This is a genomic window from Candidatus Magnetominusculus dajiuhuensis (assembly GCF_046044395.1).
GTDB lineage: Bacteria > Nitrospirota > Thermodesulfovibrionia > Thermodesulfovibrionales > Magnetobacteriaceae > Magnetominusculus > Magnetominusculus dajiuhuensis.
This window is the reverse complement of the sequence record NZ_JBJUSG010000076.1, coordinates 1-17,835: the sequence shown is the minus strand read 5'-3', so window position 1 is coordinate 17,835 and position 17,835 is coordinate 1. Positions and strand designations below refer to the sequence as shown.

Annotated in this window: 15 protein-coding genes; 5 read left to right on the top strand and 10 right to left on the bottom strand. The window is 48.8% G+C overall.

What is annotated here, in order from left to right:
• The first annotated feature begins 207 nt into the window (after positions 1–207).
• From AB7D94_RS17030 to AB7D94_RS11020, 3 genes are read left to right on the top strand one after another with little or no spacing between them, the layout of a single operon-like run.
• Entirely contained in the window at positions 208–315 is a 108-nt protein-coding gene (locus AB7D94_RS17030) for a hypothetical protein (protein ID WP_474373868.1), read from the top strand.
• A gap of 26 nt (positions 316–341) precedes the next feature.
• Positions 342–638, top strand: coding sequence for a 30S ribosomal protein S20 (gene rpsT / locus AB7D94_RS11025; protein WP_420265931.1), 297 nt, complete (start codon positions 342–344; stop codon positions 636–638).
• 18 nt (positions 639–656) lie between these two features.
• Positions 657–1,073, top strand: a complete 417-nt coding sequence (locus AB7D94_RS11020; protein WP_420265930.1) for a protease inhibitor I42 family protein — start codon at positions 657–659, stop codon at positions 1,071–1,073.
• A gap of 124 nt (positions 1,074–1,197) precedes the next feature.
• Here AB7D94_RS11020 and AB7D94_RS11015 read toward each other — a convergent pair whose 3' ends face one another.
• Complete coding sequence (locus tag AB7D94_RS11015; protein WP_420265929.1) at positions 1,198–2,967, bottom strand: arginine--tRNA ligase; 1,770 nt, start codon at positions 2,965–2,967, stop codon at positions 1,198–1,200.
• A 176-nt stretch (positions 2,968–3,143) separates the two neighbouring features.
• Between AB7D94_RS11015 and AB7D94_RS11010 the strand changes: the two genes are divergently transcribed.
• The gene (locus AB7D94_RS11010) at positions 3,144–4,601 is read left to right on the top strand and encodes an ATP-binding protein (protein ID WP_420265928.1); all 1,458 of its coding nucleotides are present in this window, start codon (positions 3,144–3,146) and stop codon (positions 4,599–4,601) included.
• A 76-nt stretch (positions 4,602–4,677) separates the two neighbouring features.
• Here the strand turns inward: AB7D94_RS11010 and purN are convergent, their stop codons facing one another.
• Genes purN through AB7D94_RS10985 form a run of 5 tightly spaced genes read right to left on the bottom strand, consistent with a single transcriptional unit; the run spans position 4,678 to position 8,646 of the window.
• Positions 4,678–5,283, bottom strand: a complete 606-nt coding sequence (gene purN, locus AB7D94_RS11005; protein WP_420265927.1) for a phosphoribosylglycinamide formyltransferase — start codon at positions 5,281–5,283, stop codon at positions 4,678–4,680.
• Complete coding sequence (rsmI, locus tag AB7D94_RS11000) at positions 5,276–6,124, bottom strand: 16S rRNA (cytidine(1402)-2'-O)-methyltransferase (RefSeq protein ID WP_420265926.1); 849 nt, start codon at positions 6,122–6,124, stop codon at positions 5,276–5,278. Before rsmI ends, purN begins: the two co-directional genes overlap by 8 nt.
• Before the next feature lie 6 nt (positions 6,125–6,130).
• Positions 6,131–6,607, bottom strand: a complete 477-nt coding sequence (locus AB7D94_RS10995; protein ID WP_420265925.1) for a ferritin-like domain-containing protein — start codon at positions 6,605–6,607, stop codon at positions 6,131–6,133.
• Positions 6,608–6,622: 15 nt separating this feature from the next.
• Positions 6,623–6,925: a hypothetical protein gene (locus tag AB7D94_RS10990; RefSeq protein ID WP_420265924.1), complete on the bottom strand. Its 303-nt coding sequence runs from the start codon at positions 6,923–6,925 to the stop codon at positions 6,623–6,625.
• On the bottom strand, positions 6,922–8,646 hold the full coding sequence (locus tag AB7D94_RS10985; RefSeq protein WP_420265923.1) for an NAD+ synthase: 1,725 nt from the start codon (positions 8,644–8,646) through the stop codon (positions 6,922–6,924). Before AB7D94_RS10985 ends, AB7D94_RS10990 begins: the two co-directional genes overlap by 4 nt.
• A gap of 97 nt (positions 8,647–8,743) precedes the next feature.
• On the opposite strand from AB7D94_RS10985, the gene AB7D94_RS10980 reads away from it, so the two are divergent.
• On the top strand, positions 8,744–9,460 hold the full coding sequence (locus AB7D94_RS10980) for a hypothetical protein (RefSeq protein ID WP_420265922.1): 717 nt from the start codon (positions 8,744–8,746) through the stop codon (positions 9,458–9,460).
• Between the two features lie 117 nt (positions 9,461–9,577).
• On the opposite strand, the gene AB7D94_RS10975 is transcribed toward AB7D94_RS10980, so the two are convergent.
• From AB7D94_RS10975 to fdhD, 4 genes are all read right to left on the bottom strand, one after another.
• Positions 9,578–13,009, bottom strand: coding sequence for a response regulator (locus tag AB7D94_RS10975; protein WP_420265921.1), 3,432 nt, complete (start codon positions 13,007–13,009; stop codon positions 9,578–9,580).
• Between the two features lie 27 nt (positions 13,010–13,036).
• Positions 13,037–14,290: a cyclic di-GMP phosphodiesterase gene (locus AB7D94_RS10970; protein WP_420265920.1), complete on the bottom strand. Its 1,254-nt coding sequence runs from the start codon at positions 14,288–14,290 to the stop codon at positions 13,037–13,039.
• 117 nt (positions 14,291–14,407) lie between these two features.
• Entirely contained in the window at positions 14,408–16,789 is a 2,382-nt protein-coding gene (locus tag AB7D94_RS10965) for an exo-beta-N-acetylmuramidase NamZ domain-containing protein (RefSeq protein ID WP_420265919.1), read from the bottom strand.
• Positions 16,790–16,818: 29 nt separating this feature from the next.
• The gene (gene fdhD / locus AB7D94_RS10960) at positions 16,819–17,571 is read right to left on the bottom strand and encodes a formate dehydrogenase accessory sulfurtransferase FdhD (RefSeq protein ID WP_420265918.1); all 753 of its coding nucleotides are present in this window, start codon (positions 17,569–17,571) and stop codon (positions 16,819–16,821) included.
• Between the last annotated feature and the right edge of the window lie 264 nt (positions 17,572–17,835).

Sequence of the window (17,835 nt, the reverse complement as noted above, 5' to 3'; positions counted from 1 at the left end):
TCTTTAGGACATTTCTACTTTGGTAGAATAGGACATTTCTATTTTGGTATTACACGCCGATTTTTTTGATGAGCAATAATTTCTGTTGCATTTAACATCTGCACTTGTTATAATCACAGTTAATGCTCGGCAATTGAGGAGGCTTGTATGACTTGTAAGCTATGCGGCGGAAGACTAGACTTACTGATAAGGTGAAAGGCGGTCGAGTTGCGCTGCACGGGTTGCGGCCAAAGATTCTCTCTGTCTGAGTATGTCGATGAGATCGACAAGGACACATGGGCTACGATTTCAGGGCGAAATTGCGATTCTGTGTGAAAATAAATAATTCAAGGAGTTAGGCAATGGCAGCAAGGTCAAGACCTAAGAAAAGCCCATCAGTAATAAAGAGGGCCAGGCAGTCAATAAAGAGGCAGCTCGTAAATAAAATGGTCATGAGCAGACTGAGGACTTTGGCTAAAAAAGTCGAAGAGGCCATAACAAACAACAAAAGCGAAGAGGCTCAGAAGACCCTCATTGAGGCAATCAGGGAATATTCAAAGGCGGCATCCAAGGGCGTCATCCACAAGAATAACTCTGCAAGGAACATATCCCGCCTTACGCTGAAAGTCAATAAGTTAGTTAAGGCCCCGGCCGCGTAAGACAGATATTTTATGTAAATGTATAAACGTGCACTATTGTTGGCAGCCATACCCGCCGCCGTCCTGTTACTTAGTGTTGCGTCGGCAATTGGCGGCGAGGGCAGCGGCGCGTCCGTCGCCCTGACAAAAAAAGATGGCGGCAGCAAAATCAAGGTAAACTCCGGCAGTATCATTCAAATAGGGCTCCCCGAAAATGGTTCTACCGGCTATGCGTGGTACTTCGACAATTTGAGCGTGGATTACTTTGAGGCAGTCAAGGATAAGACCGTTACTTTGCTTCCCGATGAGAAGACCGTCGGTGCCCCCGCCTTCGCCACATGGGTGCTCATGGCAAAAAAGAAAGGCAAGAGTGAACTTAAACTGCGTTACTACCGCATATGGGAAGGCCCGCAATCGGCGGTTGACACATTCAACGTACATGTAGAGATTGAATAGCGGCTTTAAAGATTAACGACGAAGGGGGGGTAACCCCCCCTTCACCCCGTAATCTCGCCCACACTTTATCTGCTGATTTCCATCTGCCGCTCGTTGGCGGCTTCCAGAACTCCGCCTGAAGGCCTTACATCTTGTCAGGGGTTGAGACGCCTAGTATGTTTAAGCCCTCTTTTATTACTATTTTTACGCATGCACAAAGCATCAGTCTCGCCCTCGTCAGAGGCTCAGCCTCATCAAGTATTCTGTGCTTATAGTAAAAGGGGTGAAACTGCCCAGCCAACTCCTGCAGGTAAAAGGTAATCCTGTGCGGCTCGCGTGTCCTCACCGCCGTTAGAAACGCCGTGGGATAGAAGATCAGTTTTTTTATAAGTTGCAACTCCTCCGGGCTGGACAGCCAGGAAAGATCGATGCCATCACCAAACGATAACGATATCTGCCTTTCCCGCGCCTTCCCAAAGACACTGTTAATCCTCGCATACGCATACTGGATGTAATAAACCGGATTCTCAGGGGATTCCTTTTTCACCGCCTCCATGTCAAACTCAAGCTGGCTGTCCGGGCGGCGTGTGAGAAAGATAAACCTCGTAATGTCCTTGCCTACTTCATTCGTTACGTCTCTAAGGGTGACAAACTCACCCGCGCGCTTTGACATTTGAACAGGGACGCCCCCCCTAAGCAGCATTACCATCTGGACAAGCAGCACAACCAGTTTGTTCTCGTCATGACCTGCGGCCTGTATTACGGCACGAATCCTCGGTATGTATCCATGGTGGTCGGCCCCCCAGATGTTGATTATTTCGTCAAAGCCCCTGTCAAGCTTCAATACGTGATAGGCAATGTCCGAAGCGAAATAGGTATATTGGCCGTCTGTTTTTATTATCACACGGTCCTTTTCATCCCCAAAGGCCGTCGCCTTAAACCACACGGCGGAGTCTTTCTTGTAATTATATCCTTTGTCTCTTCTATGTCTACGATTTTGTCTACAAACATTATCCCAATCCCAATCCCAGTCTTTCTTGTATATAAATCCCATGTCCCTGAGCCTCTCAATCGCCTTCGTTACAGTGCCGTCTGAAAATAGCTCCCTCTCAGACTGCCATCTGTCAAATTCAACGCCAAAGTCCGATAGGTCTTGTTTTATCTCTGATAGCATTGTCTTGTAAGAGTAATCAATAAAAAATTGAGCCACTTCGTCAAATCCCGACAGAGAGAACTTATCTCCATATGTCGCATGAACTTCTTTTGCCAATTCATCCACATAATCACCGTGGTAACCGTCTGCTGGAAAATCATAGGGGGTGTTTGTAATGGCTTTATATCTGGCAAAGACAGACTCTCCGAGGAGTTTCACCTGCCGCCCCGCGTCGTTTACGTAGAATTCCTTAGTGACCGAGAAGCCTGCGGCAGAAAGCAGGTTTGCAACAGCCGCCCCCAGCGCCGCCCCCCTGCCATGCCCCAGGTGCAGCGGGCCGGTTGGATTTGCGCTCACGAATTCTATCTGGATTTTCCTTCCCTTACCGACGTTGGGTCTTAGGTAATCCCGCCCAATAGTATAGAGTTTCTTTAGTTCTCCGTAAAGATAGGACGGCTTGAATCTGAAGTTGATAAATCCGGCACCCGCACGCTCTATGGTCTGAAATATGTCAGGCGCGTCAATGGCCGCGATGATAGACTCGGCAATGAGTGCAGGACTCTTCCTGAGCTTCTTCGACAACAGCATGGCCACAGGCGTTGAAATATCGCCAAGAGCCTCGTGCCTTGGGATTTCAACTTCGACAAAATCAGTCTCAATCCCTATTTTCTTGAGTGCCTTTATCAGTATGTCTTCAATCATAGTCGTAGAGCGCTTAGGTGTTGCGTATTCCGGCGAAACATAAGCGCTTAAGCGTAACATATTTGCCCGCGTAATTAATACCACGGCTTCGCCGGAATAAGCATTTATGACATGGATTTTTTATACATATTGTTTTTTATACATATTGTTTAAATCCCGAACTATCCATTACAATCAAGATTATTACAATCAAAACTTGTCAGTATAAATAGATCGGGGGATCTAAGGGGTACCTGATGGCATTTCGTGAGATTGCGAAGTTTTTGGCGTGTTCGAACTCGATAGAGGAGGCGCTGGACAGGGTATATGATTTGTGTAACAAAGATGCTGGAGCGTTTAAAACTCTGAATGTCTTTGTGGACAGGGGCTTTCCCACGTATTGTTACACAAGTGGCGACAAGAAGGTGCTTATGAACATCCAGATTCCATGGGACAGCCTTGTTGGGGAGTGCATAAGGGAGAGAAAACAGGTCATAAGCTGCTCGCCGGAGTCTCTGGAGTTGGATGGAAAACATACGGGAGCGGTGGTGTTGCACAGTATGGCAAAGCCGCTGGTCTGTTTTAATAATACCTTTGGCTGTATGGAGTTTTTGACGCAAGAGGCGCTGCAACAGCATGAAATAGAAATGTTTGGAATTATCGGCGATTACTTCGCGCCAATAATTTACCTTCAGGAATGGTATTCAATAGAAAAAAGAATAGCGCACGCCATAAAGAACAAGGCATTCATTGGTATTTTGACACTTTATGATGAAGATGTGGACGAACAGGAAAAGCAATCAACGTTGGATGAGTCGTTCAAAGAGATAAGCACGTTAAGCGAAGACACTTTGAAGCTGATGGGGATTAAATGCGAACTGCACAAGAGAAACGTTAACGATATTATTGCGACGGTTATCGAAAAAATAGACAAACTTGCAAAACTTAACAATAAAAATGTAAAGATCATACAGGAATTAACCCCCGGCCTTCAGGTGTATTGTGATGAGTTTTCCATCAGGGAGGAGGTGCTGTTTAACATTGTAAAGAATATATGGGAAGAGTGGCAAAATAGGAACATGGAAGAAAGAATAGTAGAATTCAGGACGTATAAGGAGGACAATTACGCAACAATAGAGATAAAAGATAATGCTGGCGGGATGAGTGAAAAAGTCGCATCGCGTTTTGCTTTACCCTTTGAGAGTTCCAAGGGCTTTGGCCGTGGCGTAGGAATGAACATAGTATATCAGGTCATAAAGCAAAACAACGGTGAAATCACCTTTAAGACAAAAGAGGGCGAGGGCACCACGTTTTATATCAAACTCTCTATGCTTGAAATAAACAGGAGAGTTCTCTCACGATATCAGACGGGCAATGACACGGGCAACAGCAAGGAAGTTATTACCCTTGAATTTAATTTACGCAAAGACAATGGATACCTGGTGGATTTAAGCATGGGCGGTCTTTTAGGGGTATTTAAGATAAACCCTCCTTATCCACAAATTGCCAGCAACGTTACAGTTGGCCTTGATTTTGGAAATGGCAATAATGTTTCAGGTCTCACCGGGCTGATTGCAAGGATTGAGGTAATTGAACAAAGCATGGATGATGGATATATCAAAGTAGCCGTCAGGTTCCATGACAAACCGGAAATACTCAAAAACGAGAGGCTGATGCGAATCCTGTCAGTATGCAGTATCCCGCATCGGGGATAGAGCGTGGGCGAGATTTACGAGGGGGGGTTACCCCCCCTTCGTCATTAATCCTTTTGTTTCTATGTACGAGCCGCTATTAATCTCCAATTTTTACTATATTTCCTGTAACGCGGAGTTTTCCCTCAATAAATAATTTAATCGCGAGGGGGTATATGCGATGTTCGCTCTCCAGTATCCTTGCCGAAAGGGATTCCTCTGTGTCGTCTGAAAACACTGGCACGGCCTCCTGCAATATTATCGGGCCGGAGTCAACTCCCTCGTCAACGAAATGCACCGTGCATCCCGCTATCCTTACCCCGTAGTCAAGCGCCTGCTTCTGCGCATTCAATCCCTTAAATGACGGCAGCAAGGCGGGATGTATATTCATGATGCGCATTGGGAAGGCGTCTATCAGCGGCTTTTTAACCACACGCATAAAGCCGGCAAGCACTACCAGCTCCACCCCACAAAATTGCAGCTCGTCGGCTATATCTCTATAGAATATATCCCTGCTTGCATAACCGGCGGGATTTATATACACATGCGGGATTTTATGCAGCCTTGCGCGTTCTATTGCATACGCCGAGCGGTTGTCCGTAACCAGACAGGCGATTTCGGCGTCAAGGGCACCCCTGTCAATGGAATCTATAATAGACTGAAAATTCGAGCCTCTCCCTGAGGCAAGTACCCCTAGTTTAATCATCCTCCACCTCTTTTCGATTTGTCTGACCTTCTATGCTTTCCTTATACAGCACCTTTTTGCTTATACCGGTTGCTGAGGCAATCTCTTCAACGGCCTCTTTTCGCCTCATGCCGCTTTCAATTAATAGCCCTATTTCATTTAAGGCATCGGTGATGCTTAGCCCGGTCTCCTTAAAACCCTCTACGATTACCACATACTCGCCGGCTATCTTTGAGGCGCTGAGATGGGCAATCACCTCTTTGACAGTTCCCCTTTGTGTATCTTCGTGGAGTTTTGTCAGCTCATGGCAAAGCGCAATCCTCCGGTTGCCAAAGACCTCCAGTAAATCATCAAAAAAACTAATGACCCTATGAGGAGACTCATAAAACACGAGCGTATTAGTCTCTACCCTCAGGGCATGTAAATCCTTCTTTCTCTGGAGGGTCTTTGGAGAGAGAAACCCTATGAACGTAAAGCGCCGGGTGGACAGTCCCGAAACTGACAGCGCCGCTATTGAGGAGGCCGGTCCGGGTATGGGAAATATCTCTATCCCCTCGTTTATCGCATCCCGAATCAACACCTCGCCGGGGTCGGAGATGCCCGGAGTACCCGCGTCTGTTATCAGTGCCACCGTGTAGCCGGCGTGCAGCTTGTCCATTATCACCTTTGACTTTATCTTTTCTTTTTCTCTCCAGTAACTTATCATCGGGCGTGAAATCTCGTAGTAGTTCAGGAGTTTGACAGAATGCCTGGTGTCTTCGACGGCTATGAAGTCCGCCTCCCTGAGGATTCTCAGCGCCCGCAGCGTGATATCCTCAAGGTTGCCTATTGGTGTGGCGACTATGTACAGGCATCCTTTCATCTATTGTTAGTGGCCACTGCGCTGCGCCTTATATTTACTAAGCCATACGATGTGATGTTTTTCCTCTTCGATTATCTCATTTACGATGTGTTTTTCCCTGACAGAGTCCCTCATAGTATAAAAATAGAGCAGGGTTTCCTTTTCGAACCCTATGGCAAGGCCGACCGCGTGTAGCGGATCTGTTACGTTTTGCATGTGAAGCATGGCCTTGTCCTTACCCAGAAAAAAGGCGCTTTCAACGAACGCCCTCATGTACTCAGAGATGTCCTGCCAGTTATCAGGCTCCTCGTCCCCAACCTTCTCCCTTAGTGCGGTAAAGGCCACTATGTGGTTTTTCTCCGCCTCTGCAAGCTTTGTAAAAAGCTCATAGATTTCCCTGTCTCCGCCTTTAAACTTTGCCGCCAGCTCGCTATAGTACGAATTGCCAAGCACCTCTGTCCTTACGGCCATTTCTATTACTTCTCTTATTGAAAATGCGTCCATGTGACCTCCCACGTATTAATTTGGAAATTCCTTCTGTAATTCCCTGTTTATCTTAATTATCTCCTTTACGTCAGTTCCCACTATATCCCAGCTATACTCTCCCTTAAAATCCCTTTTCAGTTTTACGTTAATCGGTTTTTTCACAGGTTTCATCAGCGTGTCATTGTCTTTATTTATCTCAATCTCGTTTGGCCTGACTGTGGCGCTTGGGGCCGATGTGGTGGCCGGTTGAGTGTTTACTTCCTGCGAGGGCTGCCTGTTACAACCCGCAAGGACTAACAACGCCGCCACAGATAACGCTATTACGTATGCCTTCACCGGCTCCCCCTGTAACCGTTTGTAATAGGAAAACGCCTGTCTTTCCCAAATGCCCTTCCCGTTATCTTAATGCCTGGGGGGGATTGTCTCCTCTTATATTCGCTGCCGTCTATGAGGGATAAAACCCTTCGCACGGTCTGCTCATCTATGCCAAGGGCGGTTATCTCTTCGAGGCTCATGTCCTTTTCAATGTACGACTCAATAATCGTATCAAGCGTTTCATATGGAGGAAGGCTGTCGCTGTCTTTTTGATTCGGGCGAAGCTCTGCTGTTGGTGCCTTAGTCAGCACACGCTCCGGGATTACCACCCCCATAGAGTTGCGCCTCATGGCAAGCTGATAGACCATCATCTTAGGGACATCCTTTATTACCGCAAACCCACCGGCCATATCTCCATACAAGGTGGCATACCCCGCCGACATCTCGGACTTATTGCCCGTGGTCAGCACCAACTGGCCGAACTTGTTTGAGATGGCCATGAGGATGTTTCCCCTTACTCTTGCCTGGAGGTTTTCCTCTGTCGTGTCAGGCGGCTTGCCTTCAAATGCGGGTGTAAGTTCGCTCAGATACGCACTGAAAATCCCTGTTATCGGGATTTCTGTCGTCGTGATTTTGAGATTATCAGCAAGTTCACAGACATCCTCTTTTGAGTCTATTGACGTGTATGGCGATGGCATAAAAATGCCCCTGACGTTTTCTGGCCCGACGGCATCAACGGCAATACAGGCGACAATTGACGAGTCAATCCCGCCGCTTAGTCCAATCACAACCGAGTTAAACCCATTTTTCCTTATATAGTCCCTTGTGCCAAGGACGAGGGCATTATAAATCTCCTCATAGAGGTCCATATGGCGAGGCGGTGAAACCCGCACAGGGGGTTTTTCCTTAGGTACCCTGTCGCAGACGAAGACTTTTTTTATTTCACTCTCGCTCAAGGTCTTGACCTTTTGCCGCCTGCGCGGGTCATGCAGCCGGGAAACGAACACGCCCTCCATGTCAAGGTCAACGACGACGAGATCCTCAGAGAAACTCGCCGCGCGCGCCAAAACTTCACCCGCGGCGTCAAACACGGTTGACGCACCGTCAAAGACAAGCTCATCCTGCCCTCCGACGGTATTCAGATAGGCCAGTATGACGCGGTTGTCGGAGGCGCGGGCAGAGAGCATCGTCTCTTTGGCCCTTGATTTATTGAATCCATACGGTGAGGCGTTGATATTTATAATTAACTCCGCCCCGGCAAGCGACTGCTTATACGCCGGCCCGTCCGGGTACCAGATGTCTTCGCAGATATTCAGCCCTACGAGGCAGCCGCAGATTTCATATACAGGGCAGATATCGCCGCTCTGGAAATATCTAAGCTCGTCAAATACGCCGTAATTGGGCAAAAAAACCTTGTGGTACACATCCATTATCTGTTGGTTGTAGAGCACAGCGGCGGCGTTATAAATATCGTCTTTCTTATCAACAAACCCTACAACTGCCACGATGTCGTTCGTATGTCTTTTTATCTCATCGAGGGCCTTCAGGTTGTCCCTGATGAAAGACGGTTTAAGGAGCAGGTCCTCAGGGGGATAGCCCGTGGCGCATAGCTCAGGGAATGCCACAATGTCGGCGGCGTGACTTCGCGCGTCTTCAATGAACGCGATAATCTTTTCACTGTTTGCCTTTATACTGCCAACAGTCGGATTAATTTGAGCAAGGGCCAGCCGCAACGTCTTCATTGTCCAATTATAACAAAAAACTGCGCTCTGCGATAGCAAAATATTTCAGAATAAGTTAAAATACGATGAGACATAAACTACTGGCAAGGAGGACTGAATGGACTTAAAGGGTTTAAGATATATAGCCGTAGCGCTATTAATCTCATATGCGTTGGTGGCCTGTGCGCCAATGCCACCGGCGGGCACACCTTTGACGCATGAGCAGAGGCAGGACGCGCAAGCCTCCTGCATTGCCCAATACACGGCGGCGGGGGCGGTCATTGGCGGGCTGGGTACGCTGGCCCTGGATACCCTCCTATTTGGGCGTACGCGCGGCGACAGGGTGGCTGCGGGGGCGGTTATTGGCGGAACGTTTGCCTTTGCTATGGCGTGGGGGCGATGTCTGCGCTTATTCGCCGATATCAGAAGTTATCCCGTTGCCGGTGCCGCCGAGACAATGACTCAGACAGGTTATACGCCATCCACGGGGAGCTATGTAAAGTTTGCAAGCATGGCGATAACCCCTGAGACCGTCGCACCCGGCGGCAAGGTGAACTTAAACGCCGTTTATTACCTTCTGGACTCCAATATGAATAAGCGGGTTTACGTGACAGAGACCACCACTTTGTACTACTACGATGACAGCAAGAAAAACTGGGCAGACCTCGGCAGTGCCAATGAGCAGAAGACAGTTGACCTGGGAACGAGACGGGGTGAGATAACCTTTGACATACCAAAAGACGCCCCCGAAGGCAACTATCGAATCATGCTGAAGGTGTCGGCGATGGGCAAAGAAGACTACTCGACGAGGGACCTCGTAGTGAGGAGGGGTTGAGCCGGAGTTCTGGAAGCCGCCAACGAGCGGCAGCCCAAACGCAATAGATAAACCGTGTGCGAGATTATGGGGTGAAGGGGGATTATCCCCCTTCGTCTTTAATCTTTATTCCCCTGTCTACTGCGGGATTTCCATTTTAATCGCGGCGAGGACTTTTTCGCATTCTGCCGCTATCTTGCCGACGTGCTTTATAACCGTGTCGAAGTCTGATTCGTTCATTTGGCCTGGGAGTTTTCTTAAATCCAGTTCCAGTTTAAACGCGCGGTTCTTTAGCTGTACCGCGCCCATGTTTGCCGACATACCCTTGATTAAGTGTGCCTGATTTTTCAGTCCTTCAATGTCTTTGGCACCGCTTAGTTCCTTCAGCCTGTCTATTTGCACGGGGGCATCCACTATAAAGGCCTTCATCATCTCGTTCAAGATGTCTTTGTCTCCACCTAAGCGCCCCAGCACCTCGTCTTTGTCCAGAACAGGGAGAGTCTTTGGGACCTTCTTCGCGGCCGTTGACCTGATTTCTGTATTCTTTGTATGTTTTTCTATAATTTCGTAGAGGGTTGAGGCGTCTAAAGGCTTCGTCAGATAATCCGTCATCCCTTTTTCTATACACACCTCAAGGTATCCCTTCACGGCATGGGCGGTCATGGCGATGATTGGAATATTTGGATTAATCTTGCCGTCTGAGGCTCCCCTGATATATTTTGTGGCCTCAAAGCCATCCATCTCAGGCATTTGCACATCCATAAGGACGATGTCATACGCCTGTTTCTTTAGTGCCTCAACGGCCTCCCTGCCGTTTGACACTACATCCACTGTGTGGCCCTTTTTCTCAAGAAGTCTAAGCGCCACCTTCTGATTGATTACGTTGTCCTCGGCAAGCAGTACATGCAGCGGTCTTTTCAATTCGCTCAGCGTGTGGCGGGTTACCACGACGGGGTCATCTCTATCATGGGCGATAAACGTCAGCCTTATAGTATCCGCCAAACTGTCATCATCCACCGGCCTTACCACATAGGCGTCTATGCCGATGGCCTTACAGCGGGCAGCGTCTCCTTTTAAGCCCGCCGAAACTATGAGAATGACCTTTATGTCGTGTGTGGCAGGGTCGGATTTTATCTGCCCTGCTAAATCGAAGCCATCCATATCGTGCATCTGTAAATCAATCAGGGCGGCGGCATAATCACCGCTTTTGAGTTTTCTGACAGCCTCATGCCCGCTTGCGGCGCCTCCAACTTTATGTCCCTTGTTCTCCAAAACCTTGATATATGAATTCAGAGAAAGCATATTGCCGTCCACAACGAGAATGCTTATATTCGACGCATCCTCGGCACCCTGCCCGCCCGTCTTCCTCATCCCGATAGCCCCCGCGCCAAACCTTGCCGTAAAGTGAAACGTCGTCCCCTCCCCAAGTACGCTCTCCACCCAGAGACTGCCGCCCATCAGCTCCACTATCTTTTTCGATATGGTCAGCCCAAGCCCGGTGCCGCCATACTTTCTTGTCATCGAATCGTCAACCTGAGAGAAACTGTCAAATATCATGCCAAGCTTGTCCTGTGGTATTCCGATGCCTGTGTCAGAGACGCTGAAGTGTAAATGGTGCGGTGACTTTGCGGCTAATCTTTCGTTGTCGTCTCTGGCCAGCGCGTCCGGGGCTGGTTTGACTTCTACGAGTATTTGTCCTTCATGGGTAAATTTCACCGAGTTATTAATAAGATTTACTATCACCTGGCGCAACCTGCCGGGGTCTCCCCTTATTTCCGCTGGCACATCGTCGTCTATTTGGGTTATCAGCCTGACACCTTTAGTCTGTGCGTCATAGGCCAGCGGCCTTATTGACGAGTTAAGAAGCCCCCTCAAATCAAAGTCTATCGCCTCAAGCTCCATTTTACCCGCTTCCACTTTTGAGAAATCGAGGATACTGTTTACCAGAGACAGCAGGTGGGCAGAGGACTGCTTGACCAGCTCAAGGTATTCCCGTTGCTCAGCATTGAGATTCGTACCGAGGGTCAGCTCTGTCATGCCTATTATGCCGTTCATCGGGGTGCGAAGTTCGTGGCTCATATTAGTGAGAAATGTGGTCTTTGCCTGATTGGCCGTCTCGGCTGCCTCTTTTGCCTGTATCATGGCCTGCTCTGCCCGCACTCGCTCGGCTATCTCCAAAATCAGCTTCTCGTTGGATTCGCTCAACTGTGCCGTGCGTGCGTTGACCAGCTCCTCAAGGTGGTTGCGGTAGGTTATCAGCTCCTGCTCGGCGCGTTTTCTGTCTGTTATATCGGTTGATATCCCGCATATGGCATAAACGGTGGAGTCCTGTTTATACAGGAGAAACTTTATTGACACATATGTCCTTAACGCCTGCGGCTCCTCACCATGTCTTATCGTCTCTTCAAGCTCCAGCGGCTGTCCGCTTTGAATCACCACCATGTCGTTTTCGTGAAACGGCCCTCCGTCAAATATCTCATAATCTGTCTTATTCGTTATCTCCTCTTTTGTCTTATGAAACAACTCCTCAAAGCGCCGGTTTACCATCAAATACCGCCCCTCTGTGTCCTTTAGATATATCACCGCCTGCGCGTTATCCATTATCGCCTGCAGCCGCATCCAGCTCTCATGGACGGCGTCGTCCACACGCTTTCTCTGGAGGGCGTTGATAAATATCTCACCCCCTACCTTCAGCAGGGACAGCACGTCAGGGGCGTATTCCGTGCGCACCGCCGTAGAGTCAAAGCCCAGAAGACCATTGAGTCTGCCGCCGCGGCTTATTGGTATGGCAATTAGTGATATTACGTCCGCCGCCATGAGGAGTTCTCTCTCGTTGGCGGACTCCTCCGGCATATCGCCGTCTGAGGTTATGTATATGTTTTCAAAGGCGCTTAACCTGCCCATAAACCATGTCAGGCAATCCAATGCCTTGAACCGCTCTGCCTTTGGGGGCACATCCTCCACGCACCACTCATACGTCTGCCCGGCTGTCTTCATATCTTCGGAGAAGATCACCACATAGCCCCTGTCCACACCCAGAAAATTGCCTATTGACGAAAGTGCGTGGACTATCCATGCCCCCACCTCCTCAGAGGGAATCGTAATAAATGTCGAAGATATAGTCGTGATTAACTTTATCAGCTCTACGATGTATTGGAGTTTCTTCTCCGTTTTGCGCCTTTGCACTATCTCGTTCAGCATTCGCTGATTAACTTCTATGACTTCCGACGCCCCTTCCTCTGTCTTACGCTTGTATTCGTTAAAATTCTCAATGAGACGGTTAAATACCATAGACAAATTCGTCATATTTTTATCGGGCTGCAGGTTAAATTGCTCTTCGGAGATTTTTCTGACAGCAAACATCAGTTCATTTATGGGTTTTTTGATTCTCCTGATTATCAAAAGCGACACCGTCAAATTCAACACCAAAAGCGCAATGACAAATAGCGCCAGCACAATGCCATCATGTGCCAGCAACGGCAGCAATAAACCTATGCCAATAAGGGCTGCCCCCGAAGTGGCTATGATAAGCAGGTCATGCCTTAATGAGATTGCCGATTGTCTTTTCATCAGATTTTGGGAGACACGCGGTACTCCCTACTGGCCCGACTTGCCAAGCACGGTTATAAATTCCTTTAGTATGTCGGCGTCGTATAAATCTTTATGGTCTCGCAAATATGTAAGCGCCTCAAATGGGGATATTGCGTTAAATCCTGGCCGGGACGTCGTTAACTGATCATAGGTATTTGTTACGGAGATAATCCTGCCCGACAGATGAAGCTTATCCCCCTTCAGACCCACGGGATAGCCCGTCCCCATGAGATTTTCATGGTGTTCCAGCAGAGGAAGCAGCGTCTCAGGAGTGATTCCCTTGTATAGTTTGACTATGTCAAGCCCTTCATAGACATGCCCCCTCAGTAAGCCTACCTCAAAGTCCGTAAGGCGTTGCAGCGGCTTATGCAGCACTTCAGGGGGTATCGTACTCATCCCTATGTCATGCAAAAGACTCCCCATACCTATGGCAAACAGCTCGCCCTCGGCTTGTATTCCCAACGCTATGGCCGTGGCCACAGAAAATACAGAAACGTTCACTGAATGGGTATAGACGTAGTAGTCGTGTTTGTTTACCGTAAACAGATTGGTTATCAGCCCCTTGGTGTCTATTATTGACGAGATGACGTTTTCCACCGTATCTTTACACGCCTCCATCTTCGCGGGGCTTCCGGGGTCGTTGAACAGGTCATGGACGAGCATCTTGGCGTTTTCTTTTATCAGCATGTTCTTGGAGACTTGCGATTGGGCAGCGCTCACAGCGTTCATAGCCTCAGTGAGATACTCCCTGTACTTCTGCGCGTCAGAGCGGGAGATCAACAGCTCACCGGGGGCGTTCAACACCTCCCTCGTGATTACAGAGTCACCTTTTTTATTGCGTGTGGCGGTCAAAGGGACTATGTCCATGCCTGTCTTGACAAAAAGTTCAAAACCAACCGATGTTGCCTCAATCAGACTCAGTTTGTCTACCTGGAGCATGTCATCCATTGCAAGGATATAGTCCGTATATGCCTTATCGTCCGGCTGCACATCCTTCTTTGGGGCGTCACTGGCCGGAGTCGCGGGGGCTTTTTTCACTTGGGCAGGTGGTTCTTTGCTCTCTTTATCAGACACGACATCCAACCCCTTGTCAGTATCAATATACACATAGGCAACGCCGGATTCCACTATCTTTTCTATCTGGTCAGGCGACTTTATCTCGAAATGATGCCTGAGAAACGGCGTCTTAAACCACGACGTATCAAACCCGTCTATATACATTCCCAGACGTGTTGCATCTGCCGGGATTCTCTTTCTCATAGCCCCGCCTTAATCATATCCGATTCTCCCTGAACATTAAGCTTACACCTGCCGATATGATAACATAAATCGTCACAACCATGTTGGTGTTTTATAGAATAATTATACACTGCCGGGTTAATAGAGCAGATAATTTGAGCGCATATCCATAAACCGTTTGAGCGGCTCCTGCAAATCCATTTTAATTTGACGCGCGTCTATGTTGTTCTTTATAGACACAAGGACGTCATCGCTGATAAGCCCTACCGTCTTGTCCAAACCGAACTCAACGGGATAGAGGTTGTAAAGGGCGGAGGCCAGTTCTATTCCCAGCGCTGGAGAGTTAAGGGAGTCTCGCTCTGTTACGATAATCCTGACGCCGTAACATGTCTTTCCGGCGTAGTTATCGTTTGTCGGCCTGAACTCTACGGGCATGAAACGTACGCCGTTGATCTTTCGGTTATTCAGATAAGCCGCGAGCTGTCTGGCATCTATCCACGGCGCTCCGACCACTTCAAACGGTGTGTCGGTACCTCGTCCGACGCTAATATTGGCGCTTTCGATAATGCCTGAGGCGGGATAGAGGACTGCCTGCCCCACGCTTCTGATGTTGGGTGACGGGTTGGCCCACATCAGGCCGGTCTCGTCGTACCAGTCTGAGCGCTCGTAACCCTGCATTTTGATGACCTTTAAATTGACGCCTATCTTATATTCCGAGTTGAACATCCCCGCAAGTTCGCCAATTGTCATCCCATACCTGACAGGCAGCGGGAAATAGTTGGTGAATGTCTTTAAACCCTTTTCCCTTATAGGCCCCTGAACAGCGGCCCCCGTTATAGGATTCGGGCGGTCAAGGACGTAAAACGCGATTCCCTTTTTTGCGGCGGCCTCCATAGCATATCCCATCGTAGTAATGTATGTGTAATAACGAACGCCGACATCCTGTATGTCGAACACGAGTGCGTCAAGCCCGTCGAGCATCTCAGGCGTCGGGCGATAGGTCTTGCCATAGAGGTTGTAAACGGGCAGGCCGGTTTTGGAATCCGTGATTGAGTCTTGTTTTATTACCTCATCAACATCTCCAAAAAACCCGTGCTCAGGGCTGAAAATGGCCTTCAGTTTTACGCCCGGGGCATTATAAAGCACATCAACGGTGCGGCTGCCCTTTGAGTCAAACCCCGTCTGGTTAGTGATAAGGCCAATTTTTAGTCCGGTAAGGGAGGCAAATTTCTCGGACTCCAGATAGTCAATTCCAGTTTTCACCGTCGCATTGCGGGAGCCTTTGGTATGGTAGCTGTTTGAAAGCTCATAGTAGCCCGTCATGGTGCGGCCGCTTGTCAGGACACTTTCGGCCTGGGCTGACCCCATAGCCGCCGCGGCAATTGTAGATATCTCCGCCCTCAGCGACAGGGAATCCCCCTTTCCATCGGGGTGTACATGGTTAGTCAGGACGATGACAAACATCTTTGAGGTTGGGTCAATCCACAGTGATGTCCCGGTAAACCCTGTGTGGCCGTATGAACCGACAGGAAACAGGACGCCGCGGTTTGAGGAATACGGCGAGTCAATATCCCAACCCAGCCCACGCAGGACAGTCTTATTCACTGGTGACTGGGGGCTGGTCATCTTAGCAACCATAAGCGGGCTTAAAATGTGTACCTTATTGTGCGCCCCCATGTTGAGCATTGCCATGGCGAATATGGAAAGGTCTTCGGCGGTAGAAAAAAGCCCCGCGTGCCCTGCTACCCCACCCATGTTATAGGCCATCGGGTCGTGGACATCGCCCCGCATCACTTTTCCCTTTCGAAACTGTGTGGGCGCGATGCGATTGTATACTGAGGGCGACGGGTTAAAGGCGGTATCTTTCATTCCCAACGGTTTAAAAATGTGGTCGGTGCAATATACGTCAAGCGGCGCGCCGGAGAGCCTGTGGACAAGCTCACCAAGGATAATAAAATTGATGTCGCTGTAAACAAAGTTCGTACCTGGTATATTTCCGGGTTTTTCTTTGAGAATCATACTAAGGGCGGTATTATAGCCGTGCCACTGTGGAAAATTATCAAGGTCCGGTCTAAGCCCCGAATAATGCGTAAGGAGCTGGCGGACGGTGATAGCCTCCTTGCCGTTGGCCTTAAAATCAGGCCAGTACTTGTAAACCGGGTCTTCAAGGCGGAGTTTGCCCTGTTCAACCAGTTGTAGCACAGCGATGGTTGTGGCCGCAACCTTCGTAAGAGAGGATATGTCGAAGATAGTATCTACGGTCATCAGCTCTTTCTCTGGCAGGAGGGCGCGGTAACCGAACGCCTTCTTATAGACGACACCGTTGTGGTCTCCTATTATGACCACTGCCCCTGGAATCTTGCCCTCCTGAATTGCCTTATCAACGATAACTTTTATATTTTCGAGCTGCTGTTGCCGCGGCGAATCAGACGTCTCCTGCGACAACGCGGGCGCGGCAATAAATAAGAGCGCTGCGGCTGCCAATATTACTAACTGTGGTAAATAACGCGTTTGAATCATTTTTTCTCCTTATTTATAATATCCTTTATCTATATTATTCTTTCCGGGTGTGTATATATATTGAACCTCGCGCCGCGCAAGAATCCTACCATCGTAACGCCGGCCTTTTCGGCGATTTCAACTGATAGCGATGTTGGCGCGGTGCGGCTTGCCACTATTGGTATTGACCAGCGCGCACATTTTGACGCTATCTCAGAGGAGAGCCGACCACTTAACAACATTACTGAGTCAGACAGATTATAATCCTCTATGATGGACGCCCCGATTACCTTATCAACGGCATTGTGTCTGCCGATATCCTCGGCGAATGCCGCTATTGAGTTCCCGTCTGAGATGGCGGCGCTGTGAATGCAGCCGGTGTTTTGGTATGCCGATGACAGTTGCTGAAACTCCCCGAAGACACGGCGAAGGGACTGCGGTAATATCCTAACCTTTGAAGTAACTGAGTTGGCGGCGATCTCCTTAGGGATGGTAATCCCGCCAATGCAACCGGATGTAATGGCCTTGCCGGCCAAAGAGACCTCCCCGCTGGCCTCAATATCTACGACGATGTCCTCGCCCATACTTATAGACATCTTCTCTGTACACCACGAACCTTTAATAATCCCTTCGCCCATTATAAAGCCCACAACGAGTTCCCTGATCATCACAGGGGAGCAGTAAAGCGACAGGACATCGTTTGAGTTAACACGCAGCCGCAGCTTTTTCTCAACGGCTATCGGGTCAGGGGCGGTAGTTTTCTCTGAACCTGCCACCTTCACTATTGTCCTTTCGATTATCACGGCAGCGTGATTATAAATAAACGGGGGCGGTTATGTCACGCAGTAAATATGGCAGCCCAGGGTAAACGCATTAGAACGTTACAATAGAAAATTCCTTTCCTGGATTCCAGCTTTCGCTGGAATGACAGACAAAGCAGAACAGATAAACACCTTAATCCGTCATTTCCATCCTCATTTCTGTCATTCCGGTCTCTTTTTCTGTCATTCCAGCGAAACATACATGAATAGAGTCAATCTTCGCCCCCGCCCATGAAAATTGCAAGG